This is a genomic window from Paenibacillus eucommiae (assembly GCF_017874215.1).
Lineage (GTDB): Bacteria > Bacillota > Bacilli > Paenibacillales > NBRC-103111 > Paenibacillus_AI > Paenibacillus_AI eucommiae.
The window spans coordinates 1-2220 of sequence record NZ_JAGGLB010000077.1 but is presented as its reverse complement, the minus strand read 5'-3'; the positions used below and the strand labels follow the sequence as shown (position 1 = coordinate 2220).

Genomic DNA, 2220 nt, shown 5'->3' with positions numbered 1-2220 from the left:
GAATCCTTGAAAGTTTCTGTGATGAATTTCTTCCGTTCCTTTCTCCGCAAAGATGATTTGAGCGATCTCGCAGAGGGCGCCCTCAACGTCTGGGTTAACCGTCCTCGCGATTACGTCAACCTGCTTCAAGAGCTCAGCAATGAAATGTTCACACCACAAACCGGCATTAAAGTCAAAGTCAACTTGCTGCCAGACGAAAACTTGCTGATTTATGCCAACGCAGCCGGAATTTCCCCCGACATTGTACTTGGCCAGCCGCAGAACAAATCGGTCGATTTCGCCATGCGTGGTGCGCTCGTGGATTTAAGCGGATTCCCGGATTTTAAGCAAGTCGCGGACCAGTTTGCACCTGGCGCGCTTCTTCCTTTCTACTACGATAAAGGGTATTACGCGCTTCCGGAGACGCAATCGTTTAAAGTGTTATTTTACCGCAAAGACATTTTGGAACAGCTGGGTCTGAGCATACCCGACACATGGGACGATGTGTACAATATGTTGCCTACATTGCAGCAAAACGGTTACAACTTTTATGTGCCAACGGACGATTTTATTACTTTTTTGTACCAGAACGGAGCGGAGTTTTTCAATAAAGACGGATTAAGCACGGCGCTCAGCACGCCGGAGGCTTTCAAAGGATTTAAGCAATGGACCGATTTGTTCAATATTTATGATTTGGAGAAAAGCGTCCCGAGCTTTTATCAGCATTTCCGCAAAGGCACCATGCCGGTAGGCATCGCAGACTTTAATACGTATATTCAATTAGCCGCAGCTGCTCCTGAACTGACCGGGTGGTGGGGGATTGCTCCGCTCCCAGGCGTCAAGCAGCCGGACGGCACGGTCGTCCGCTGGTCATCCGGCGGGCAAACGACAGGATTTATTTACAAAAGTTCCGACAAAAAAGAACAAGCATGGACGTTCCTGAAATGGCTGTTGTCTGCTGACGTGCAGGAGAGGTACGGTTCGGATCTGGAATCGTACAACGGCATCATGTTTCGGTGGAACACCGCCAACATAGAGGCTTTTGCCCGTCTGCCATGGCCGAAGGAGGATCTCCAGGTTATCCTTGGGCAGTGGAAATGGTACAAAGAATTGGCTAGTCCCCCGGGCGCTTATTTCGTCCCCCGGGAGCTGAACAACGCATGGAGCCGTACCGTCGTCGACGGTATGAACTTCCGGGAATCACTCGAGGAAAGCATCGTCAATATCGACCGGGAGATGGTGCGGAAAGCGCAGGAATTTGGATTTATAACTCCAGACGGTAAAGCGGTGCATACGCTCGATATGCCGCAAATCAATAAACCGTGGGAAGGAGTTGACCGGTATGTCCCGGAGTGAAGCCGGAATGATGACGGCAATGGGTGCCAAAAGGGAATATAGGCCCGGCACGCGTCTGAACGCTTTCCTTAAACGCGTATGGTCCTACAGGCTCTCGTATTTGTTTATAGCGCCATTCGTATTGTGCTTTACCGCTTTCATTTTCATCCCTGTCCTGCTCGCGGTGCTGCTAAGTTTCACGTACTTCAACGCCCTGCAGCCGCCTCGTTTCGTCGGATGGCAAAACTATTTGTATGTACTATCGCAAGATTTGATATTCCTGAAAAACGCGCTGCCGAACACGATCAAATTCGTGCTGCTGGTAGGACCAGGAGGCTATATCGCCTCCTTCATCCTGGCCTGGCTGATCTCCCAGCTGCCGAACTATTCGAGAACTGTGTACGCGCTTATCATTTACAGTCCATCGTTAATAGCAGGCACGGCAATGACCGCCGTATGGGCCCCTCTTCTGATGGGGGACCGGATCGGTTATTTGAACAGTATACTGCTCGGAATGGGACTTATCGATAAACCGATTCTATGGGTAACGGACCCGGCCTATTTGATGAATTCCATGGTGGCCGTAACCTTATGGTCCAGCATGGGAGTCGGCTTTCTGGCCCAGCTTGCCGGCGTTCTGAACGTCAACAAAGAGCTGTATGAAGCAGGACGGATCGATGGAGTCAAGAGCCGTCTGCAAGAAATCTGGTATATCACGATCCCGTCGATGAAACCGCAGATGCTGTTCAGCGCGGTTATGGCCATTGTCGGCACGTTCAAGGCGGGGGAAATCGGCCAGCAGCTGTCGGGCACGTTTCCGACTCCCCAATATGCCGGCCATGTCCTTATGAGCCATATCCAGGATTACGGCGATGTCCGTTTCGAGATGGGGTACGCTTCGGCCCT

2 protein-coding genes are annotated in these 2220 nt (G+C 51.2%); both read left to right on the top strand.

The window, feature by feature from the left end:
- On the top strand, positions 1 to 1335 hold a 1335-nt coding region (locus tag J2Z66_RS42290), incomplete at its 5' end, for an ABC transporter substrate-binding protein (RefSeq protein ID WP_209980124.1).
- On the top strand, positions 1322 to 2220 hold an 899-nt coding region (locus tag J2Z66_RS42285; protein ID WP_376774578.1), incomplete at its 3' end, for a carbohydrate ABC transporter permease. The genes J2Z66_RS42290 and J2Z66_RS42285, both read left to right, overlap by 14 nt.